At 63.2% G+C, this 20,525-nt stretch carries 19 protein-coding genes and 3 tRNA genes; 10 read left to right on the top strand and 12 right to left on the bottom strand.

What is annotated here, in order from left to right:
• Positions 1–65: 65 nt before the first annotated feature.
• The 3 genes from AC07X6_RS19745 to AC07X6_RS19755 all read left to right on the top strand — a co-directional run bounded on the left by AC07X6_RS19745 (position 66) and on the right by AC07X6_RS19755 (position 478).
• Positions 66–150: transfer RNA gene (locus tag AC07X6_RS19745), tRNA-Leu, on the top strand.
• Between the two features lie 79 nt (positions 151–229).
• Positions 230–314 (top strand) — tRNA-Leu (locus AC07X6_RS19750).
• Between the two features lie 79 nt (positions 315–393).
• Positions 394–478: transfer RNA gene (locus AC07X6_RS19755), tRNA-Leu, on the top strand.
• Between the two features lie 97 nt (positions 479–575).
• Here the strand turns inward: AC07X6_RS19755 and AC07X6_RS19760 are convergent.
• Positions 576–1,427, bottom strand: a complete 852-nt coding sequence (locus AC07X6_RS19760; protein ID WP_494792106.1) for an SDR family oxidoreductase — start codon at positions 1,425–1,427, stop codon at positions 576–578.
• Positions 1,428–1,539: 112 nt separating this feature from the next.
• Between AC07X6_RS19760 and AC07X6_RS19765 the strand changes: the two genes are divergently transcribed.
• The 4 genes from AC07X6_RS19765 (at position 1,540) to phaP (ending at position 5,273) form a co-directional block, all read left to right on the top strand.
• Positions 1,540–1,968: a winged helix-turn-helix transcriptional regulator gene (locus AC07X6_RS19765; protein WP_494792107.1), complete on the top strand. Its 429-nt coding sequence runs from the start codon at positions 1,540–1,542 to the stop codon at positions 1,966–1,968.
• Between the two features lie 91 nt (positions 1,969–2,059).
• The gene (locus AC07X6_RS19770) at positions 2,060–4,312 is read left to right on the top strand and encodes an ATP-binding protein (protein WP_494792108.1); all 2,253 of its coding nucleotides are present in this window, start codon (positions 2,060–2,062) and stop codon (positions 4,310–4,312) included.
• 47 nt (positions 4,313–4,359) lie between these two features.
• Positions 4,360–4,554, top strand: a complete 195-nt coding sequence (locus AC07X6_RS19775) for a hypothetical protein (protein WP_230540983.1) — start codon at positions 4,360–4,362, stop codon at positions 4,552–4,554.
• A gap of 107 nt (positions 4,555–4,661) precedes the next feature.
• Complete coding sequence (gene phaP, locus AC07X6_RS19780) at positions 4,662–5,273, top strand: TIGR01841 family phasin (protein WP_230540984.1); 612 nt, start codon at positions 4,662–4,664, stop codon at positions 5,271–5,273.
• A gap of 64 nt (positions 5,274–5,337) precedes the next feature.
• On the opposite strand, the gene AC07X6_RS19785 is transcribed toward phaP, so the two are convergent.
• Complete coding sequence (locus tag AC07X6_RS19785) at positions 5,338–5,961, bottom strand: helix-turn-helix transcriptional regulator (protein ID WP_494792109.1); 624 nt, start codon at positions 5,959–5,961, stop codon at positions 5,338–5,340.
• On the bottom strand, positions 5,958–7,175 hold the full coding sequence (locus AC07X6_RS19790; RefSeq protein ID WP_494792110.1) for an MFS transporter: 1,218 nt from the start codon (positions 7,173–7,175) through the stop codon (positions 5,958–5,960). The genes AC07X6_RS19785 and AC07X6_RS19790 overlap by 4 nt, the downstream gene beginning before the upstream one ends.
• A 152-nt stretch (positions 7,176–7,327) precedes the next feature.
• Here AC07X6_RS19790 and AC07X6_RS19795 point away from each other — a divergent pair, with 152 nt between their 5' ends.
• The 3 genes from AC07X6_RS19795 to AC07X6_RS19805 all read left to right on the top strand — a co-directional run bounded on the left by AC07X6_RS19795 (position 7,328) and on the right by AC07X6_RS19805 (position 12,029).
• Positions 7,328–8,032 (top strand): SMI1/KNR4 family protein, encoded by a 705-nt coding sequence (locus AC07X6_RS19795; protein WP_494792111.1) that lies wholly within the window; start codon positions 7,328–7,330, stop codon positions 8,030–8,032.
• A gap of 95 nt (positions 8,033–8,127) precedes the next feature.
• Positions 8,128–9,777, top strand: coding sequence for a VRR-NUC domain-containing protein (locus AC07X6_RS19800; RefSeq protein ID WP_494792112.1), 1,650 nt, complete (start codon positions 8,128–8,130; stop codon positions 9,775–9,777).
• On the top strand, positions 9,774–12,029 hold the full coding sequence (locus AC07X6_RS19805; RefSeq protein WP_494792113.1) for an ATP-dependent DNA helicase: 2,256 nt from the start codon (positions 9,774–9,776) through the stop codon (positions 12,027–12,029). The genes AC07X6_RS19800 and AC07X6_RS19805 overlap by 4 nt, the downstream gene beginning before the upstream one ends.
• Before the next feature lie 14 nt (positions 12,030–12,043).
• On the opposite strand, the gene AC07X6_RS19810 is transcribed toward AC07X6_RS19805, so the two are convergent.
• The 9 genes from AC07X6_RS19810 to senA all read right to left on the bottom strand — a co-directional run bounded on the left by AC07X6_RS19810 (position 12,044) and on the right by senA (position 20,518).
• A complete protein-coding gene (locus AC07X6_RS19810; protein WP_494792114.1) occupies positions 12,044–12,472 on the bottom strand; it encodes an XRE family transcriptional regulator in 429 nt (142 codons plus the stop codon).
• A 21-nt stretch (positions 12,473–12,493) separates the two neighbouring features.
• Entirely contained in the window at positions 12,494–12,898 is a 405-nt protein-coding gene (locus AC07X6_RS19815) for a type II toxin-antitoxin system RelE/ParE family toxin (protein ID WP_494792115.1), read from the bottom strand.
• A gap of 54 nt (positions 12,899–12,952) precedes the next feature.
• Entirely contained in the window at positions 12,953–13,681 is a 729-nt protein-coding gene (locus tag AC07X6_RS19820) for a LytR/AlgR family response regulator transcription factor (protein ID WP_494792144.1), read from the bottom strand.
• Between the two features lie 11 nt (positions 13,682–13,692).
• Complete coding sequence (locus AC07X6_RS19825) at positions 13,693–14,769, bottom strand: sensor histidine kinase (RefSeq protein ID WP_494792116.1); 1,077 nt, start codon at positions 14,767–14,769, stop codon at positions 13,693–13,695.
• 6 nt (positions 14,770–14,775) lie between these two features.
• Positions 14,776–15,585 carry a LiaI-LiaF-like domain-containing protein gene (locus AC07X6_RS19830; RefSeq protein WP_230540991.1) on the bottom strand — a complete coding sequence of 270 codons (810 nt, stop codon included), beginning with the start codon at positions 15,583–15,585 and terminating at the stop codon, positions 14,776–14,778.
• Positions 15,575–15,958, bottom strand: coding sequence for a LiaF transmembrane domain-containing protein (locus AC07X6_RS19835; protein WP_230540992.1), 384 nt, complete (start codon positions 15,956–15,958; stop codon positions 15,575–15,577). The genes AC07X6_RS19830 and AC07X6_RS19835 overlap by 11 nt, the downstream gene beginning before the upstream one ends.
• Before the next feature lie 382 nt (positions 15,959–16,340).
• Entirely contained in the window at positions 16,341–17,255 is a 915-nt protein-coding gene (locus tag AC07X6_RS19840) for an NAD-dependent epimerase/dehydratase family protein (RefSeq protein WP_494792117.1), read from the bottom strand.
• Between the two features lie 92 nt (positions 17,256–17,347).
• Positions 17,348–19,288: a UvrD-helicase domain-containing protein gene (locus AC07X6_RS19845; protein ID WP_494792118.1), complete on the bottom strand. Its 1,941-nt coding sequence runs from the start codon at positions 19,286–19,288 to the stop codon at positions 17,348–17,350.
• Between the two features lie 33 nt (positions 19,289–19,321).
• Entirely contained in the window at positions 19,322–20,518 is a 1,197-nt protein-coding gene (gene senA / locus AC07X6_RS19850) for a selenoneine synthase SenA (protein ID WP_494792119.1), read from the bottom strand.
• Positions 20,519–20,525: the final 7 nt, after the last annotated feature.

The following is a 20,525-nucleotide window of genomic DNA, read 5'->3' on the forward strand; positions in this document are numbered from 1 at the left end:
CGCCAGCCCTTATGATTTTGTCCTCGCTGCAGAACACGCAGCGACAAGCAGCAAGCAGTAACAATGCCCACGTGGCGGAATTGGTAGACGCGCATGGTTCAGGTCCATGTGCCTTCGGGTGTAGGGGTTCGAGTCCCTTCGTGGGCACCACCAGCAACGAGTTGTTTTCGTTGTAGTCCGCAGTAAAGCAGTACAGTAGTGAGATACAGCAACAAGTAGCAGCATCAGTGCCCACGTGGCGGAATTGGTAGACGCGCATGGTTCAGGTCCATGTGCCTTCGGGTGTAGGGGTTCGAGTCCCTTCGTGGGCACCACCAGCAACGAGTTGTTTTCGTTGTAGTCCGCAGTAAAGCAGTACAGTAGTGAGATACAGCAACAAGTAGCAGCATCAGTGCCCACGTGGCGGAATTGGTAGACGCGCATGGTTCAGGTCCATGTGCCTTCGGGTGTAGGGGTTCGAGTCCCTTCGTGGGCACCATTACCTAATTCGCAAAAAAGCCGCAAACTTTCACGAGTTTGCGGCTTTTTTCATTCCAGAATGCCGCGCGGTTTCCCCAACCTGCGGCACCCTCCCCTTATCTGGCCAGCGCCGCCTTCACGGCGTCAGGCAGGGTCGTCGTCGGACGGCCTATCAGCGCGCTCAATTGCTTGCCATTGTCTTCCAGGCCGCCCTTGGCCGCGCCCGCATCGGAATCGGCCAGCAGTTCGGCAAAGCCTTCCGGCACGCCCACGCTCACCAGCGCCGCCTTGAAGTCCGCCTGCGGCATATCCTTGTACGCAATCGCCTTGCCCGACTGGCGCGCCACTTCGGCCGCATATTCCGTCAGGGTAAAGCCATGGTCGCCAGCCAGTTCATAGATGGCTTGCGGCTGTGCCGCCGTCAGCACGGCAGCGGCGGCCGCCGCGTAGTCCGCGCGCGCGGCCGACGAGAAACGCCCGTCTTGCGCCGCGCCCAGCACGACGCCATGCTCGAGCACGGGCGCCAGGTGCTCCGTATGGTTTTCCAGATACCAGCCGTTGCGCAGGAAAGTGTACGGCAGGCCGGAGGCGCGGATGGCCGCTTCCGTGACGACGTGCTCGGCGGCCAGGCCCAGCGGCGACGTGTCGGCGCGCAAGACGCTGGTATAGGCCAGCAGGGCCACGCCGGCGCGCTTGGCCGCATCGATGACGTTCTGGTGCTGCTGCGCGCGCTGGCCCACTTCGCTGGACGAAATCAGCAAGATTTTCGTTGCGCCCTTGAATGCCGCGTCGAGGCTGGCGCCGTCGTTGTAATCGGCCTGGCGCACTTGCACGCCCTGGGCGGCCAGACCGGCGGCCTTGGCCGGATTGCGCACGGCGGCGATGATGCTGGATGCGGGGACGGATTTCAGCAGGCTGGCGATGACGTGCTGGCCCAGGTTGCCTGTGGCGCCGGTAATGACGATCATGATTTCTCCTTGGTACGTGGGTGGTAAAACCCTATAATAGGGCTATTACTTACTTATTGTAAGTACGTACCATTTGGTAAGTGTAAATTAAATTTTTTTCAGGCCAACTATCATGCCCACAGACACTCCCGGCGCCAGCCTGCGCGCCGCCCTCGCCCGCCAGAACCAGGGCGCGCACCTGCTGGCGGCGGCCTGCCCGTCGCGCGCCGTGCTCAGCCATCTCACCAGCCGCTGGGCCGTGCTGGTGCTGGTAGTGCTGCTGAGCGGTACGCGGCGCTTCAGCGAGCTGCGCCGCGAAGTGGGCGGCGTCAGCGAAAAAATGCTGACGCAAACCCTGGAAGCGCTGGCGGGCGACGGCTTCGTGCTGCGCCAGGCGTATCTGGTGATCCCGCCCAAGGTGGAATACAGCCTTACGCCACTGGGACGCGAGGCGGCCGAACGCCTGGCCGTGCTGGTCGACTGGATAGAGGATAACTATCCGCGCATCGAACAGGCGCGCGCCGACGTGGAAGCGGCACCGGCAACGCAAAATGCGGCTTGAACGGATTGCTTTTGATCATCAAGAATTATCGTTTACTCCTTCTTGCCTTGATGTAATACTAGGCCCATGAAACGCGTAAGGGCGCGACACCATGAATCAGTTGATATCTTCCATCACCGACCGGGCCAATGTGCTACTGGTCAGCAACTCGCCGAACGATGTGCGCGAACTGCTGTATGTGCTGGACCGGCATAACCTGGGCACGGGACTGGCGGGCGATATCGATGAAGGCGTGGAACTGGCGGCCGGCGGCACGGACCTGATCCTGCTCGACGCGGCCCTGGCGGGCACGAATATCGGCGCCACCTGCATGCGCCTGCGCAATGCGGGCGGCCGCCACAGCGTGCCGCTGCTGCTGATGTCGGCCACCCCCAGCGCCGAGGAGCAGGGGCGCAGCGTGGGTGCCGGCGCTTCCGACTACATCAAGATGCCCTTCAATGCGCGCGACGTGGCGGAAAAAATCCTCATGGAACTGGCGCTGCACAAGGCCGAGGCGCCCGCCGTCCGTCCCTTCGCCACGCCCGCCACGCCGCCGCGCCCCGTGCATCCGCAAACGCTGGAAGTCAATTACCACTCGATCCTGGCCGGTTCGCCCGACGCCGTGCTGCTGTTCGATATCGACAACAAGCTGCTGATCGACGCCAACCACCTGGCCGAAGACCTGTTCGGCATGCCGCTGGCCGAGCTGTTGCAAGGCGGCATGGAGCCGCTGTTTCCCCAGCATCAGGGCGATGGCCGCGCCTCGCCGCAATTGCTGGAAGAAAAGATCCAGGATACCCTGCAAGGCAAGATCGTCGTCTTCCGCGCCAACTGCTGCCACCGCGACAGCCACCCGATCGCCTGCGAAATCCGCCTGATGCGATTGTCCGTGCCGGGCCGCCAGCTCGTGCATGCGCGCATCATCGACTTGACCGAGCGCAACCTCGCCGAAGCGATGCGCTCGGGCCAGAGCGCCCTGCTGGAAATGGTCGCCAAGGGTGCGCCCCTGGTCCCCACGCTGAACCAGCTGCTGCTGCTGATCGAGGGCCAGTCGCGCGGCGTGGTCTGCTCCATCATGCTGCTCGACGACGACGGCGTCCACATGCACAGCACGGCCGGCCCCAGCCTGCCGCCCGAGTACATGGCCCTGCTCGAAGGCGTCGCCATCGGCCCCGGCGTGGGTTCTTGCGGCACCGCCATGTTCCTGCGCGAGCCGGTGGTGGTCAGCGACATCATGCACGATCCGCTGTGGGCGCCCTACCGCGAGCTGGCCGCGCCGTTCGGCTTGCGCGCCTGCTGGTCGCGCCCCATCTTCGGACAGGATGGCGCCGTGCTCGGTTCCTTCGCCATGTACTACCGCGAAGTGCGCCAGCCCGATGCGCGCGAAGAGGAGCTGATCGACACGGCCACCGACCTGGCCGGCATCGCGATTGGCCGCATGCGCCACGAACGCGAACTGCAGCGCCACCGCGCCCACCTGGAAGAGCTGGTGGTCGAACGCACGGCGGCCTTGACGCAAGCCAAGGAACACTCGGAGCAGGCGAACCGCGAATTGGCCGCCGCACTGGAAAACCTGTCCATCACGCAAGAAGAACTGGTGCGCCGCGACAAGCTGGCCGCGCTCGGCGCACTGGTGGCCGGCATCGCGCATGAACTCAATACGCCGATCGGCAACGGCCTGGTGGTGGCCACCACGATGGCCGAACGCACGCGCGAAATCCAGGCCAGCTTCCTCGATGGCTTGCGCCGCTCGGAACTGGGCGCCTACCTGACCCAGGCCAGCGAGGCGGACGCCATCATGCTGCGCAACCTGCAGCGCGCCGCCGACCTGGTGTCGAGCTTCAAGCAGATCGCCGTCGACCGCGCCAGCTCGCAGCGTCGCCACTTCCTGCTGCGCCAGTTCGTGGCCGAGCTGATGCTGCCCCTGTCCACGCCGCTCAAGGCCGCCGGCCTGAGCCTGACGCAGGACGTGCCGGACGGCCTGGCCATGGACAGCTATCCCGGCCCGCTGGGCCAGGTGCTCAGCAACCTGCTGGAAAACTGCCTGCGCCACGCCTTCGAGGGCCGCAGCGGCGGCACCATCGCCATTACCGCGCGCGGCAGCGACGACGGGCAGACGATCACCCTGTCCATCGCCGACACGGGCGTGGGCATCGCCGCCGACGACCTCGTGCACGTTTATGACCCCTTCTTCACGACCAAGCTCGGTTCCGGCGGCTCGGGCCTGGGCTTGCACGTGGCACACAACATCGTCACGGGCGTGCTGGGCGGCCATATCGACGCCACCAGCAGCACCGGCGACGCCAGCGGCACCACCTTCACCCTGCAACTGCCCGCCGCGGCGCCGCAATCGCCCGCGCCCTGAACGGCCGGCGCGCTACAATGCCGGCAGGCTATTCTTTCGGAGCACTTATGAAATACCTGATCGCCACGGCCCTGCTGGCTGCCTGCGCATACGCCTCGGCCGGACCGGCGCCCTGGTACCAATGGCGCAGCAAGATCGACGGGACCCTGGCGTGCGCCCAGTCCACCCTGGGATTTGGCTGGGAACTGGCCTCGGGACCGTACAAAGATAGCCGTTGCGAAAAACCGGCGCTTGTTAAATAATGGGGCCATGACCACACGGGGCACCGGCTTGAGATCAAGCGATGGCATTGCGGCGTCGAAAGAGTATGGAACGATAAGAACGTATCTATTCAAACCGAGGAGACCACATGTTTACGAATCCCGAACAATTCGCATCGGCCACCAAGGCCCTGTTTGAATTCCAGCTGATGACCTTCAACACCCTCACCTCCAAGGCCGTGCAAGGCGTGGAGCAGGTGCTGGCCTTGAACATGGCCACCGCCAGGTCCGGCATCGAGGATGGCCTTGCCGCCGGCAAGGAAATCAGCCAGGCAAAGGATCCGAAGGCCGCCATGGCCGCCGCCGCCGCCCAGTTGCAACCGGGCGTAGCCGGCGCAAAAGCATATAAACAGCAACTCGACGACATCATCAAGGAAATCCACACGGAATTCACCACGGCCGCCGAAGCCCACGTGGCCGAAGCGAAAAGCAATCTGAGCGCCCTGATCTACGACGTCACGAAAAACGTGCCGCCGGGCTCGGAAAACGCCGTCGCCATCGTCAAGGCTGCCATCGACAATGCCTTCCTCGGCTACGAACAAGTGACCAAGGCCACGAAACAGGCCGTGAAGACCGTGGAAGAGCAGATCGCCAAGGCCAGCGCGCAAGTGGCGCAGGCTTCGGAAAAAGCCACGGCCGGTGCCACCGCCGCGGCTGAAAAGGCGGCCCCTGCCGCCAAGCCGAAAGCGGCTAAAAAGTAACAAGCCCCAGGAGCAGATACCGGTGTCGTACCCTGCAGGGTACGATCCCGGCCTTTGCCGGGTTTTACCCCACCGGCACGATCCGGTACACGCAGCGCCTTCCTCCCTCCAGCAAATACTCGCTGCGTTCCACCGTGCAATCGTCTCCCAATACCCGCTGAAAGATGGCCAGCTCGGAGCGGCAGAAATTCTGGCATGCCGAGGCGGCCGCGCAAATCGGGCAATGGTTTTCCACCAGCAAGACACTGCCATCGTCCTGCGGCACCGCGTGGGCCATGTAGCCCTCGCCATCGCGCGCGCGCGCCAGGCTGTCCACTCTTTGCGCCAGCGCAAGCTGTGGGTCGATGAGCTTGCCATAAGCGGCTTCGCTGCTGCGCTCGCGCGCGCCGATCAGTTTATCGAGGCCTTCCTCGCCGAACAGGGTTTTCACTTGCGCTATCAATTCCAGGGTCAGGCCGGCATGGCGGTCGGGATAGCGCGCGTGGCCGGCCGGTGTCAGTTGCCAGCGCCGCGACGGGCGCCCAACCTTGTCGGCCACGTCCTCGAAAGCCACCAGGCCCTTGTCCTGCGCCGCTTCCAGCTGGCGCCGCGCACCCATGGAGGTGATATCGAGCAAGGCCGCCAGTTGCTGCGCCGTCTGCGGCCCGCGCATCTTCAGCAGGAACAGGGTCTGCTCGGCAGTGTTCATGCCACCGCCTTGGCGTCAACCTCGCCGGCCAGCTGGCGGCGCCAGGCCGCCATGCGCCACGCGGCCCAGGCGGCGGACAAGGCGCCCGCGACGAGGATCAGCCGCGTATCGATCAGGGTCAGCACGGAGCCGCTGAGGGCGACGACGATGTTGGCGATGCAAAAGGTGGTGGCCAGCAAGCCCATCACGGCGCCCTGTCCGTGCGCACTGAAACGCTCGGCGCACCAGCCCTGTATGACCGTGTTGTACAGCGCATTCGGAATGCCGAACAGCACGATGGCGGCGATACCCACCCAGATATTGCCCAGCGCCAAAATCCCCACGGCCAGCGCCACGCCGCACGCATACCAGCTGGCGCGCAGCAGCGGCGCATGGCGGCTGGGACCGCCCGCCAGCAGCGACGTAATCGTCATCGTGCCGCACAGGCCCACGTTCACCCAGGCAATCTCCTGCGCATGGTAATTGGCCGTCTCGACCAGCCACAGCGGGTAGAACTCATAAAAACTGGCCACGCCGCAGGTGAGCGCCAGCTGCACGATGAACAGGGTGCGCAACTCCTCATGGCGCAGCAGGTTCAGCGAATGGCGGTCGCGCGCCACTTGCCACCACGACGTCGTCAACAGCGATGGCGTTTCGCGCGGCAAGCCCACGGCCACCAGCACGGCGACGAGCATCAGCGCGGCGGCGGCGATCCAGAACGGCACCGTCACGCCCCAGCCCAGGGTCGCGCCCGCCAAAATCGGCCCCACCAGCCAGCCCAGGTAAAACGCGCCGTTCAGCCAGGACATGGCGCGCAGGCGCAACGGTCCCGTCAGTTGGTCGGCCAGCATGGCGCGCGCCACGGCGCCATTGCCTTCAAGCAAACCGGTGATGAAACGGGCGACGATGAACAGGGGGTAGGACTGGATCACCAGCGCCCAGGCTGTGATCGCGTGGCCGATGGCGGCGCCCACGGCCGTGCGCATCAGCAAGGGACGGCGGCCGTAGCGGTCGGACAAGGGCCCCAGCAGGGCCGAGCCGATCAGCAAGCCCAGCGGGTTGATGGTCAGCGCCAGGCCGAACAGCAATTTCGACGGCAAGCCGAGGAAATTGTTGAAGGCATTCGGCGCTTCGGCCGCGAACAGGGGCGGCAGGATCGGGTAGGGCAGCGAGGCGCCGATGGTCGACAACAGCGCCAGCAGGCAGGCGGCGGAAATCAGGATGATGTTTTTCATGCGGACTCGATCAATAGTGTCTGGCAAGGCTACGTGGTCATACTGCATAAGTAAACAAAAAAGTTTATTAATGCTGGGCATTGTCACAATGAAACGTGCAAGCCATCGCCTCGGCTATCATTGCCGCATGAATCTTATTTAACAGGTTAAATATGACACTGTCAGAAATTGAACAGCAACAAGGCTTCACCTATCCCCCTCTGTACCGGCAGCTGGAGCGCGACGGCATGCTGGCCGTGGGCGAATATGGTCCCGACTGGTACAAGTTGGTCTATCCCACATTAAAGGATAAACCCACCCTGCTGCTGCATGCCGATGATTTCGAATTGCTCAATATCAAGGCCGTTGCCGAAGAAGCGGCAACCTTGCTGGACGGGGACGATTACCGGCAGATCGACCCCGCCTTGCGCTTCATCCCGTTTGCGCAAACGGGCGCGGGCGACCACTACTGCTTTTTCGCGTCTGGCCAGCAGGACGGCGACATGCCCGTCGTGCTGCTGTGGCATGACCAGGATGAAGCCCAATACCTGGCAAAGAACCTGCAGGATTTCCTGTTCCACATGTTGTTGAACAGCATGGCCGACCTGGATACCTACAACGAGGTCAGCGACGAGGAATTCAGGGAGCAGCTGGCCAACACCCTGGGCACGCATGCGCGCTACCTGACGCCGGAACAGGCGCAGGTCCTGCACACGCTGCTGGCCAGGGACATCATCGATTACGAGGTGGCGCTGCCGAAAGGACGCACGGAAACGCACCGGGGCTTGCTGACCGATATGGAACTGGCCAGCCTGCGCGAGAAATTCATTCCCTACGAAAAGTTCGACAGCGGTTTTACCTACAGCGCGGCTGACTGAACATAAAATCGCTGGGCAAGCGGCGGCTGAAGGTTTAAACTGTATATAAACACAGTAAAAATCATCACCTTGCAACTTGCCCTATTGCCATCCCCATGTTGAGAGTCCTGGAAAATCCCCTGTACTATCTGGATAATTTCCAGGACGTGCTGAGCTGGATCAGCACGCGTTACGCCGATCTGCTGAGTCCTGAAGAAACGCAATTCATCACCGACTTCGGCGCACTGCCGCAGCCGTCGCGCGCCCTGTTCGTGCGCCTCGTCATGCGCAAGGGCTGTCTGTTTCGCGCCAGCAAGCTCAATTACCCGGAAATCGGCGACACGCGCGCGGCCGCCCTGCCCTTGCTGGACACGGGCTGGGTGGAAGCCGATCCCGTCATTGCGCTCGATGAACTGTTCGAGCAACTGCTGAAAGGGGAAATCGCCCAGGCCTTCGACCTCGCCGCTCCCCTGAAGGCGGCGCGCAAGGCGGAGCAGCTCGAGGCCTTGCGCGGGCAGCATGGGGAAAATAAACCGTTTTCCGCCTGGCATCCGGCCTCCGGCGACGTGCTGTACCGCATCGGCCTGCAAGCGCTGTGCGACCGCCTGCGCCTGATTTACTTTGGCAACTATCACCAGGACTGGTCGGAATTCGTGCTGTCCGACCTGGGCGTGTATCAATACGAAAAGGTGGAATTTTCGCCCGAATCGCGCGGTTTTCGCACGCGCCAGGATATCGAACACTATGCAGTACTGCACCAGTGCCGCGAACGCTACAACGACAGCGCGCCGGCGGACGAAGTGCTGCAGGAACTGGCCGCCCTGCCATTGCCCGAGGACAATACCTGGCTGGCCAGCCGGCGCGACAAGCTGCGCTTCCAGATCGCCCAGCACCTGGAAAAATGCCAGGACTGGCCCGCCGCCTACGGCGCCTACGCCGATTGCCGCTACCCGGGCGCCCGGGGCCGCGCCATCCGCGTGCTGGAAAAAGATGAACAGCCGCAAGCGGCCTACGAACGCCTGACCATCGCGCTGGCCGCGCCGGAAAGCGAGGCGGAACAGCAATTGCTGCTGCGCATGGCCCCCCGTTTGCGGCGCAAGCTGGGCCATGCAAAACAGGCGGCCAGCGCCCCCGCCGCCGTCGACCGCATCGACCTGCTGCTGCCATATCCAAGCGAAGCGTGCTACGTGGAAGGGGTGGTGCAGCAACACCTGATGCAGGACGAGGCGCCCGTGTACTACGTGGAAAACACCCTGATCAACTCGCTGTTCGGCCTGCTGTGCTGGCCCGCCATCTTCAAGGCCATGCCGGGCGCCTTCTTCCACCCGTTTCACCGTGGCCCGGCCGACTTGCACAGCGCCGATTTCTACCAGCGCCGCAGCAGTGACTTCGCCGCCTGCCTGGCGCAGCTGGACGACGGCACCTATCAAGCGACGATACGCGCCACGCTTGCCGCCAAGCACGGCATCGTCTCGCCGTTCGTCAGCTGGGATGTGCTGGGCGACGGCTTGCTGGATCTGGCGCTGGCCTGCATGCCGGCCGCGCACCTGAAAAAGGCGTTCGAACGCATCTTGCTCGATATCAAAAGCAACCGCAGCGGCTTGCCCGATCTGATCCAGTTCTGGCCGGCGGAACGGCGCTACCGCATGATCGAAGTCAAGGGTCCGGGCGACCGCCTGCAAGACAACCAGCTGCGCTGGATCGCCTATTGCGCCCAGCATGCCATGCCCGTCAGCGTGTGCTACCTGCAATGGGAGGGGGCATGAAATACACGATCGCCGTGCGCGCCCTGTGCGAATTCACGGCCAAGGTGGGCGACCTGGACCTGCGTTTCACGCCCTCGCCCACGGCGCAGGAAGGCATGGCCGGCCACGCCACCGTCACGAGCCGGCGCGACGACGATTACCAGCGCGAAATCAGCCTGTGCGGCGACTTCGGCCCCCTGCACGTGCGGGGCCGCGCCGATGGCTACGATCCGGCGCGGCGGCAGCTGGAAGAAATCAAGACCTACCGGGGCGAGCTCGACGTCATGCCCGCCAATCACCGCCAGCTGCACTGGGCGCAGGCGCGCATCTATGGCCATTTGCTGTGCCAGCAGCTGAACCTGCCCATGCTGCGCGTGGCGCTCGTGTATTTCGACATTGCCAGCCAGAAAGAAACCGTCATGCACGAAGAGTGCACGGCCGAGGCGCTGTGCCTGTTCTTCGAGCAGCATTGCGCGCTGTTCCTCGACTGGGCCGGGCAGGAAATGGCGCACCGCGCCAGCCGCGACGCGCAGCTCACGGCCATGGCCTTTCCCCACGCGGACTTCCGCCCGGGACAGCGGCAATTGGCCGAAGCCATGTACAAGGCCAGCAGCCGCGGCTGCGGCTTGCTGGCGCAGGCGCCAACCGGCATCGGCAAGACGGTGGGCAGCCTGTTTCCCATGTTGAAAGCCACGGCCGCGCATGGCCTCGACAAACTGTTTTTCCTCGCAGCCAAGGTGCCGGGCAGGCAGATGGCGCTCGACGCCTGCGCCATCCTCAAGGATAGCGCGCCGCTGCTGCCCTTGCGCGTGCTGGAACTGAGCGCCAAGACCAGCGCCTGCGAACATCCCGACAAAGCCTGCCATGGCGAATCGTGTCCGCTGGCCAAGGGTTTTTACGACCGTTTGCCGCTGGCGCGCGAGGTGGCGCTGGCCAGCGGTTTGATATTGGACAAGGAAGCCGTGCGCGCCATCGCCTTGCAGCAGGGTATCTGCCCCTATTATCTGGGCATGGAACTGGCGCGCTGGAGCGACGTCGTCATCGGCGACTACAATTATTATTTCGACCTCAGCGCCATGCTGTACGGCATGACCCTGGCCCACGACTGGAAAGTCAACGTGCTGGTCGACGAAGCGCACAATATGGTGTCGCGCGCGCGCAGCATGTATTCGGCGGAACTGGCGCAGACCGACCTGAAAATGCTGCGCAAGTTCGCGCCCGAGGGCTTGAAAAAGCCGCTGGACCGCCTCTCGCGCCAGTGGACGGCGTTATTAAAAGAGCAGGATGGCGACTACCACGTGCATGCGGCCTTGCCCGACAAGTTCTTTGGCGCGCTGCAAGGCGTGGCCACGGCCATCGGCGACTACATGGCCGAGCACGCTGCCGCGCTGGACGAGGACTTGCAGCGCTTTTATTTTGACGTGCTGCTGATCAACCGCTTGGCGGAGAGTTTCGGCGCGCATTCGCTGTTCGACGTCAGCAAAACGGACACGGGTTCCACCGTCTGCATCCGCAACATCGTCCCGGCGCCGTTCTTGAAAGAACGCTTCGCGGCCAGCCACAGCACGGCCCTGTTTTCCGCCACCCTGAGTCCGTGGAATTACTACAGCGACACGCTGGGCATGCCGGCCGACACGGCCTGGGTCGACGTGGAATCGCCATTCCAGGCGGAACAACTATCCGTGCGCGTGGCCGACAGCATTTCCACGCGCTACCAGCACCGTGCCGCCTCGCTGCTGCCCATCGCCCAACTGATGGCGAAGCAATACGCGGAAACGCCGGGCAACTACCTGGCCTTCTTCAGCAGCTTCGATTACATGGAAAAGACGGCCACCCTGTTTGCCCAGCATTACCCCGACGTGCCCCTGTGGCAGCAGCCGCGCCGCATGGACGATGTTGCCCGCGCGCAATTTCTGGGCCGTTTCGGCCTGGACACGCGCGGCATCGGCTTTGCCGTGCTCGGCGGCGCCTTCGGCGAAGGCATCGACTTGCCCGGCGCGCGCCTGATCGGCGCCTTCATCGCCACCCTCGGTTTGCCGCAGATCAACCCTGTCAACGAACAGATCCGCCAGCGCATGGGCGAGCTCTTCGGTTCCGGCTACGACTACACGTATCTGTATCCGGGCATGCAAAAGGTGGTGCAGGCCGCCGGCAGGGTCATCCGCACACAGTCGGACAAGGGCGTCGTGTATCTGATCGACGACCGTTTTTCACGCCCGGAAATCCGGCAACTCTTGCCCACGTGGTGGGATGTGCAGCTAGCTGGTGAATAGCGCAAATAATTGTTTCAGGTGTTGCCAGCCCGCTTGCGCAGCACACCGTCTTTCCGTTTTCCTGGGGGCTGAGCCGGCGCGGCAAGTGCACTGTCATGGACATCGGCATCAACTTCCTGGCTGCGCAGAAAATTCTGCAGTTCGATACGAACGCCGTTTTGCGCAACGACCGACATCTCCAATGTCATACCCAGCGATTGCAAAAACCGGCGCAAGGTCGAGACATAGGTATCAGTACGCTTTTCCAGCTGGGAAACGGCATGCTGTTGAATCCCGAGTTCCCTCGCAACTTCCGCCTGGGTCTTGCCCACGGCCTTGCGGAAATCCGTCAGCGTGGCAGCATGCGCTATCATTTCCTGCATTTTTTCCTGGGACAGAGCCGCAATTTTTGCCTGACGCTCGGCCGGCAAACTGTGGATCACGTCGTTCAGATTTCTTCCCATAGCAAACTCCTGTTCCTGAAATCATCTCCTGCCTTTGTCCTGCCTTGCTTTCGCCGCAGCCAGGTTTTTGAAGTGTTGCTCGTAGCGCGCATTTGCCTTGAACAACAAATCTCTGTAAAACTTGTTCTCGTCGACACCCTGCTTGGCTGCCGCGACCAGAATGACCGCCTCTCGCCGGGTATCGAAAGCAAAGACCGCACGCCACACCTCTGCCCCGTTATTAGCCTTGAAACGCAGCTCTTGCATGTTCGGGTGTTTAGGATTTTTCAACGTCCCTACATGAGGACGCCCGGCAGCCGGGCCCAGCTTCGACAGCGCATCGGCACTCGCCAGCAATTCATCCTGGACATCTATCGGCAGAGCATCGAATTCCGCATCGAAGTCATCGTGAAACGTGACCGGCCAAGTCTTCGGCGCATTCACCATCACCTCCTGATGATATCATGCGAAGATGATTATGTATCTACATCACAGAAAATGCTAGCCCACCAGTAATCTGAGTTTCTGATACCCCGCCTTGCTCACGGGTATCCTCGTATCGTCGCGCAAGATGGCCACGTGGCTGTCTTTCGTCGCCGCCTCGATGCGGCGGATACCGTCGATATTGAGCAGATACGAGCGGTGCACGCGCAGGAACTTGGCGGGGTCGAGCTGGGTTTCCAGTTCCGATAAGCGTTGGCTTTTCAGGTAGGACTTGCCCTCGGAACGGATACTGATGTAATCGTCCTGCGCTTCGATATAGTCGATCCGGGCGCTGGCGATCACGTGGACCCTGGCGCCGTCGCGTATCAGCACGCGGTCCAGGGGCGCCGCGCGGGTGGCCGCCTCGCGCGCCAGCGTTTGCACAGTTTCGGGCAAGCTGCGGTTGGCGCGGGCATGGGCCAGCGCCTGCTCGAAGCGCTGTTCGCTGAACGGTTTCAACAGATAATCGAGGGCATGGCATTCGAACGCTTTCAAGGCGTACTGGTCGTAGGCCGTGACAAAGATCAACTTTGTCTTCGCGCCGATCAGCTCGGCCACTTCGAAGCCGTCCAGGCGCGGCATCTGGATATCGAGGAACACCAGTTCCGGTTCCAGTTCCGCGATGGCCTTGACGGCGTCGAAGCCGTTGGCGCACTCGGCCACGATGTCGATATCGTCATGGCGCGCCAGGTATTCGCGCAGCACGCTGCGCGCCAGCAATTCATCATCGACGATGGCGACCCGCATTCTTGCCTGCATCATGCTTCCTCCGTGTCGCCGGTCTGCGCCGGCATGGAAATCGTCACTTCGAAATGGCCGTCGCGCCGGCCCCAGTGCACGCTGGCCTCGTGGCCATAGGCGCCGGCCAGGCGCTGGCGCACATTCTCCAGGCCTACGCCATTGCCGCGGGCCGTTCCTTGATCCGCATCAATCGGGTTGCGCACGGCAATCTGCAGCAGGCTGCCCGCGCGCCGGGCCTCGATAGCGATCAGCCCGCCCTCCGTCAAGCCGCAGATACCATGCTTGACGGCATTTTCCACCAGCGGCTGTATCAGCATCGGTGGCAGAAAACACGCCAGCGCGGCGGCGTCGATGGCTTCCGCCACTTGCAGGCGTTCGCCGAAACGCACTTGCTCGATGGCGAGAAAGTGGCGGATCAGCACCAGTTCCTGCTCCACGGTAATGTGCTTGTGCGCTTCCAGGCTCAGGCTCTGGCGAAAGAAGCTGGCCAGCTGCACCGTCATCTGGCGCGCACCCGCCGCATTGATGGACGTCAAGGCGCTGATGGAGTTCAGGCTATTGAACAGAAAATGCGGATCGATTTGCGTGCGCAGCATGCGCAATTGCGCTTCCTGCGCCGTCAGTTGCGCTTCCAGCCCCCGCTGTTCGGCCATCCTGGCGCGCACGAATTCCAGCAACAAATAATGCACGGCGGCAGCCAGGCAATACAGCAGCGCGCCCAGGCCGAAGAACAGGGCCAGCAGCGACTGCGTCAGGTTCACGCCCAGCCAGCGCACATCCGGCAACAGGCTGATGCTGTTCAAGAACTGCAGCAAAGTAGCCCACAGCAAGCCCGCGAACAGGGCCGCCACGCCCATCACGCCGGCGATGGCGAGCGGATGGCGGGCGTGCAAGGGGTAGGCGCGGCACAGGTAAAACGCGGAAAAGCCCGAACCGATCGCATACACGAGCGTGGCGGGCACCACCAGCACGATGGCGTTGAGCCACGGTGCGTGGGCCACCCTGGCCAAAATACAAGCCAGGGCCAGGCCCAGCGCAATGCACACCAGGAACACCACCACGGCGCCGCGCCGCTTCGACAAGGACCCGGACATGCGCGCCTAGTTGCGGATTTCCAGGCCGCCCATGATGGCGTAACCCGTCACGTACAGACGCTTGGCCTGGTTCGGCGGCACGATGGTCTTTTCCTCGAAGCCGCCGAGGATGGGCGTGCCCTGCAGCACGACGCTCCAGTCGGGCGGAATCTTGATGGTGACGCCGCCGCACAGGGCAAATACGTTGAGCACGGCTTCGCCTTCGATCGATGCCTGGCGCAAGTCGATTTCGCAGCCGGCCATGATGACATTGATATCGCCGCCCCTGAAGCGCTGCGACGACACGCGCCGCACGTAGCCGCCCAGGATGGCCGTCACTTCGATGATGCTGTCGTCGTCCGCCTGGCCGCCCGTGCCGGGCGCTGCCGATACTGCTTCCTTGTCGAGGGAAACGGCGCCATTCCTGGGCTGGCCGAATGCGTCGGGCGCAGCGGTGCCGTCGGGTGGCGCGGCAAAATGCCGGCGGCGCTGGCGCTGCTGCGCGCCAGGCAAGGATTTCGACACCACGGCCACGCCGGCGGCGATGATGAGCAGCGGCCACAGCATGCTCCAATTGATATAGAACAAGCCCATGGCTTTCAGGGTCCAGCTCAAGCCCAGCAAGACCATCACGCCGCCGAGAATGTAGCCGGAGCGGGTATGGCTTTGCGAAATTTTCAGCAAGCCGAAAATGATGAGGATGGTGGGCCAGAAGCGGAAGGTATAGCGCACGCTGATGAAACCGAGGTTATCGAGCAGGAACAGCAGCCCCAGACCGATGACGATGACGCCCAGCACGATCTGCGATGGCGAGTGCAGCGGCGGTTTATTTTTCATGCTCGGACTCCCGGTAGGCAATAAAATGTTTGTTCAACAGCGGTTCCAGCACGAGGCCCACGCCCCAGGCGATCAGCAAGGCTGGCCAGCTATTGTAGAAATTCAAGTTCCACAGTTCTTCATACGACACATACCACCAGGCGGCAAAGAAGATCAGCCACAGGCCGCTCAGTACCTGCTTGGCGGACACGGGCGTGAGCAGCTTGTTGAGGCCGAAGACGGCCAGTATGAGCGGCCAATAATGCCATAGTGCATAGTAATCGTGGAGATAGATCACATCGAGCCGGTCCAGCAGGATGACGGCGCCGATGGCGATCAGCAGCACGCCCCACAGCAGCTGGGTACGGCGGCAATAAGCTGGTTCAGGTTTCACGGTCACCCCTTGAAGTTGGTTGATCGTAAAGATACGCGGATTTGGGCCGCGCGCAAACGGCGCTTCGGCGAATGGCGGACAGGTGGCGGTGAATGGCGCGGCGGAGGAAACGACAGGCAAAAAAAAGACCGGCTAGCGCCGGCCTTGAAGGGGTTCGCAGTTCACACCGCGACCTGGAGTTGCAGTGCACAGCCGCCTGGCGCAAGCGCGCCAGCGGCGGAAATCTGGTGCCGATCCTTGAGGCGACCGGCTGACCTGCTGGAAGATCGAACATGCCGCCAACTTCACGGCAGTGCGTCTCAACCAAGCAAAGCCATCATACTCCCGATCAGGCAAAAGCACCGTTCGCTAGCGCACACAGATGCGGTTTTGCTGAGGTGCATCAAGCAGCCGTGGCGTGCGGCGGCTGCAGCATGTCGTGCTTGATCCATGCCAGCACGGACGGTCCCTGCGGCTGCCAGCCCAGCAACTTGCGCGACCGTTCGCCGCGCACGCGGCTGTTGGAACCGAGGCCATACGACGCCATCTCGTAGCCCCATTCGGCAATCGCCTCGGGCAGCGGCCAGTCCTGTGCAGGCCCCAGGTCAAGCGCCTGGGCGATGGCGGCCGTCATGTCGCGGAAAGCCGCCTCGCCCGACTCGACAAAGTAAAAGGTGCCGGCGGGCGACTTTTCCAGCGCCAGCAAATACAGGCTGACGACATCGTCGATATGCACGTTCGACCAGATATTGCGGCCCGGACCCACGTGGCGCACGATACCGCTCTTGCGCGCCTGTTTCAATAAGCGGGGCAATTGCACGCTGTCGCGCGGCAAGGCGCCATGGCCATAGATCAAGGTGTTGCACAGCACGCTGGCGCGCACGCCTTGCGCGGCGCTGGCCAGGATCAAATCATCGATGGCGACCCGGGCCGCCTTGTCGGCCGTGGGCGCCGGCAGCTTGTCTTCGACATAAATCTGTTCCGTGCCCTCGCCGCCCGAAGCGTCGCCCACGATGGACGAGCCGCTGGTATGCAGAAACACTTTGTTGCTGCCGGCCAGCGCTTCAATGATGGCTTCGACGGCGCCCCGGTGGTCGCTGCTGGCCGCATTGATGACGGCATCGGCCGCCTTCGCCTGCTCGATGATCAGCTCGCGGTCGTTCAAGGTGCCGACGATGCCTTGCACGCCGATGGTAGCCAGCTCGGCCACCTGCTCCGGCTTGCGCACGAGGCCCGTCACCTGGTGGCCGGCGCGCACGAGGCCCGCCGCGATGGAACTGCCGATGAAACCTGCTGCGCCCGTTAAAAACACTTTCATAGTTGCTCCTGTCTGGTTAGATTGCTGTCAATCACACCAGCCCAGTATGCCCGCTTTCGTCTTTCGCAAAAAGCGGCCGCACGGCAAAAGATCTATGACTTGGACGCAACAATCTTCAGCTGCAGGGCGGCGATGTAGCGGCTGCGCCAGGCGGGGTCTTGCGGCGTGAGCAAGGTGAGCCTGTCGCGCGCGCGCGTGGCGGCCACATAGAAACGGTTCTCTTCTTCCAGCGGGTCGGTCTTGCTGCGCGGGAACTCATCGACGGCCAGGTAAGGCAAGATCACGTGGTTGTATTCGAGCCCCTTGATCTGGTCGATGCAGGCGATGACGAGTTTGGCCTTGCCGGTCGACACCGTCACGGCGTCTTCCATCTCGCCCAGCCAGCCGGCAAAGCCGCCCAGCGCCACGCCCGCTTCGCGGCACACGTCGATAAAACCGTGCAGGGACCGGGCCACGACCCGCGCCTGGGCCGGGTCGACATAGATGCGGCGCGCCGTCTGTTCCAGCTGCATCAGGCCAAAGATGTGCTGCAGCGCATCACCCGCCAAGGCGTCCGGGGGCAGCGCGCGCAGGTAATCGACGGCGGCCAGGGTCAGCGCCGCCTTGTCCTGGTTCTGCGACTTGGCCAGCTGGTTCGTCAAGAAGCCTTCCAGCAGATCCGGGTAATTGGCCACGTCGGCCTTGGCTTGCTGCAATTCCGCGCGTGTAAAAGGGATTTCCGCGAAGGCCACCAGGGCTTCGAGGATCTCGCCGCGGCGCGGGCCGCTCTTGATCGCGTGCAAATCCTTGCGGGCGATGGCGACCATGCCGCGCAGCATCAGTACTTCCAGGCTCAGCAGATAACTGTTCATATCCACCAGGCCATACGCGATGCCGCTCTGGAACAGCGCCGTTTCCACGCGGATGGCCTGGTCGCGGTCGCGCAGCAAGATGGCCGTCGTGCCCGCATGCGCGTGTTCGAGCGCGGCGATCAGCTGCGCGCTGCACGCTTGCGGCTGCGCATGGTCGTACTCGAGCAGTTCGATGTGGGTGGCGCGCGACAGGGCCGACACGCTGGCCTTGTTTTTCAGCACGCCCACGGCCTGCGCCAGCTGCGGGCCGTAGCGGTAGGACGCCGTCAGCGGCAGGCGCTGCAAGGCGGGAAATTCCTGCTCGAAACGCTGACGCAGGAAGCGGTGGTCGGCACCCGACCACGTGTAGATCACTTGATCCTTGTCGCCGGCGCCGCAGAAAAACGCATTTCCACGGCGTATCAGCATGGTCAGCAGGCGGAACGACGCTTCGTTCAAGTCGTGCAATTCATCGGCCACGATGATCTGGAAGGCCGGCAATTGCTGGCGCAGCGGTTCGTCGCCGTCGAGCATGCGCACGAGGTCGTAGGTGGCGTCGAACGGAGCGCGGAACTGGATATCGCCCGTGTCGGCGCCGCGCAAGCCTTCGTATTCGCGCAGCCACAGATAATGCGTGCGCGACATGCCCAGCAGCTCCAGGTTGTCGTCGAGGGAATTGCTCTCGAAGTCGGGATTTTGGAAATCCAGGCGGGCCTTGGTGCGCAACTGCAGTTTCAGGAATTCGGCGATGGCGCCGTTGGTCGTATTGATTTCCAGCGGGTAGCGGTGAGCGTATTTCTCGGACACCACTTCCAGCGCTTCCCAGGCAATCGGGCGCAGCTCTTCATCGCTGCGCATGGATGCCACTTGCATATTTTCCAGCTGCAACAGCACCTTGGCGGCAAAGGCGTCGAAGGTGTCGATGGTCAGGCGCTTGACGACGCCCAGCGGCACGCCCACTTCCAGCAGGCGCTGGCGCAGGGCCACGCGCGCCGCCTCGGTGAACACGAGGGCCAGCATGCGCTCGGGCGCGCGGCCCCGGTGCAGCGCCTCGGCCAGGCGCAGGGCCAGGGTCGTCGTCTTGGCCGCGCCGGCATTGGCGTCGATCAAGACCACTTTCTTTTGCGCCGTCTGGATGGCGACCTGCTCCGGCGTGGGCGTGATGCGTTTGGGAATGAACTGCGGGGCGTTATCTGTACTCAAGGGTATCCTGAAATGATGTCTGTTTTCGGCGCGCTACCAGGCGCAGGTGCGCAGGCCGGCAAAGATGTCGCCCCGTTCGGGCGCGTGGAAGGCGCGCATGCGGGGCGAATGCAGGCGCGGCGGCGTGGCGAAGGCGGCGCCGCGCAGCACCTGGTGCTGCATGAAATACGGCGCAGAATATTCGCGCCAGGCATCCACCGCAAAGCCCGGATACGGCTCGAACGGCGTCGCCGTCCACTCCCATACCTGGCCCCAGTGAAAGCGCGGGTGGCCGGACAGCGCAGCATACTCCCATTCCGCCTCGGTCGCCAGGCGGCGGCCCGCCCAGGCGCAGTACGCCTGCGCTTCATACAGATTGATGTGGCGCACGGCTTCATTCGGCGGCAAGGTCGTGCGCCGGCCGAAACGCATGGTGCGCCACTGCGTCGCTTCGCGCAGCCAATATAAAGGCGATGAGCGCTCCTGCCGCATCAGCCAGGCGCTGCCGGCCGCGCTCCAGAACTGGCGGTTCTGGTAGCCGCCATCGGCGACGAAGTCGGCAAACTGCGCGTTGGAGACGGCGCAAGCATCGATGGAAAACGGCGCCACGTAGCAGCTATGAGGCGGCGATTCATTGTCGAAGGCAAACCCGTCCCCGCGCGGCGAGCCCAGTGCGATGGTGCCGCCAGGAAAAGCGATCTCCCCCGCGCCTGGCGGCAAGGCCGGGCTGACAGCGAGCGATTCCGGCGCTTCCAGGCCCAGCCATTGCAAGCCGGCCAGCATTTCCTCGCCACACAGGTCTTCATGCGCCAGGGCCAGACGGTACGGCGCCAGGGCGCTGTCAACATTGGCTTCGCGCGAGAGCTTATCGAGCACGCGGTCAAGTACTTCGCGGCAATACGTTTTGACGGCGCCGGGACTGGGCAGTTCCAGCTTCCAGCGCGCGCGGTGCTCCACCATGTTGGCGTCGAACAAGTCGTCGCCGCGCGTCAGCAGGGAGTTATAGATGGCGTCGGCCGGGTGGCTCGATGCCGCTTCGCGCAGGATGTACCACTCGGCAAACCAGGCGATCTGCGCCAGTTGCCACAAGGGCGGCGTGAGGCGCGGATGACGGGGCAGGCCCGCCACCACGTCCAGGCCGGCACTGACATAACAGTCGAACAGGGAAAGGGTATCCTGGCGCGCGGCTTGCAGCGACTGGGCCAGTTGCTGCGCGCCGGCATGGCGAAAAGAGGCGTTGATTAAAGTCATGGCCTGA

It is taken from the genome of Janthinobacterium sp. GW460-12-1-14-LB5 (genome assembly GCF_059423585.1).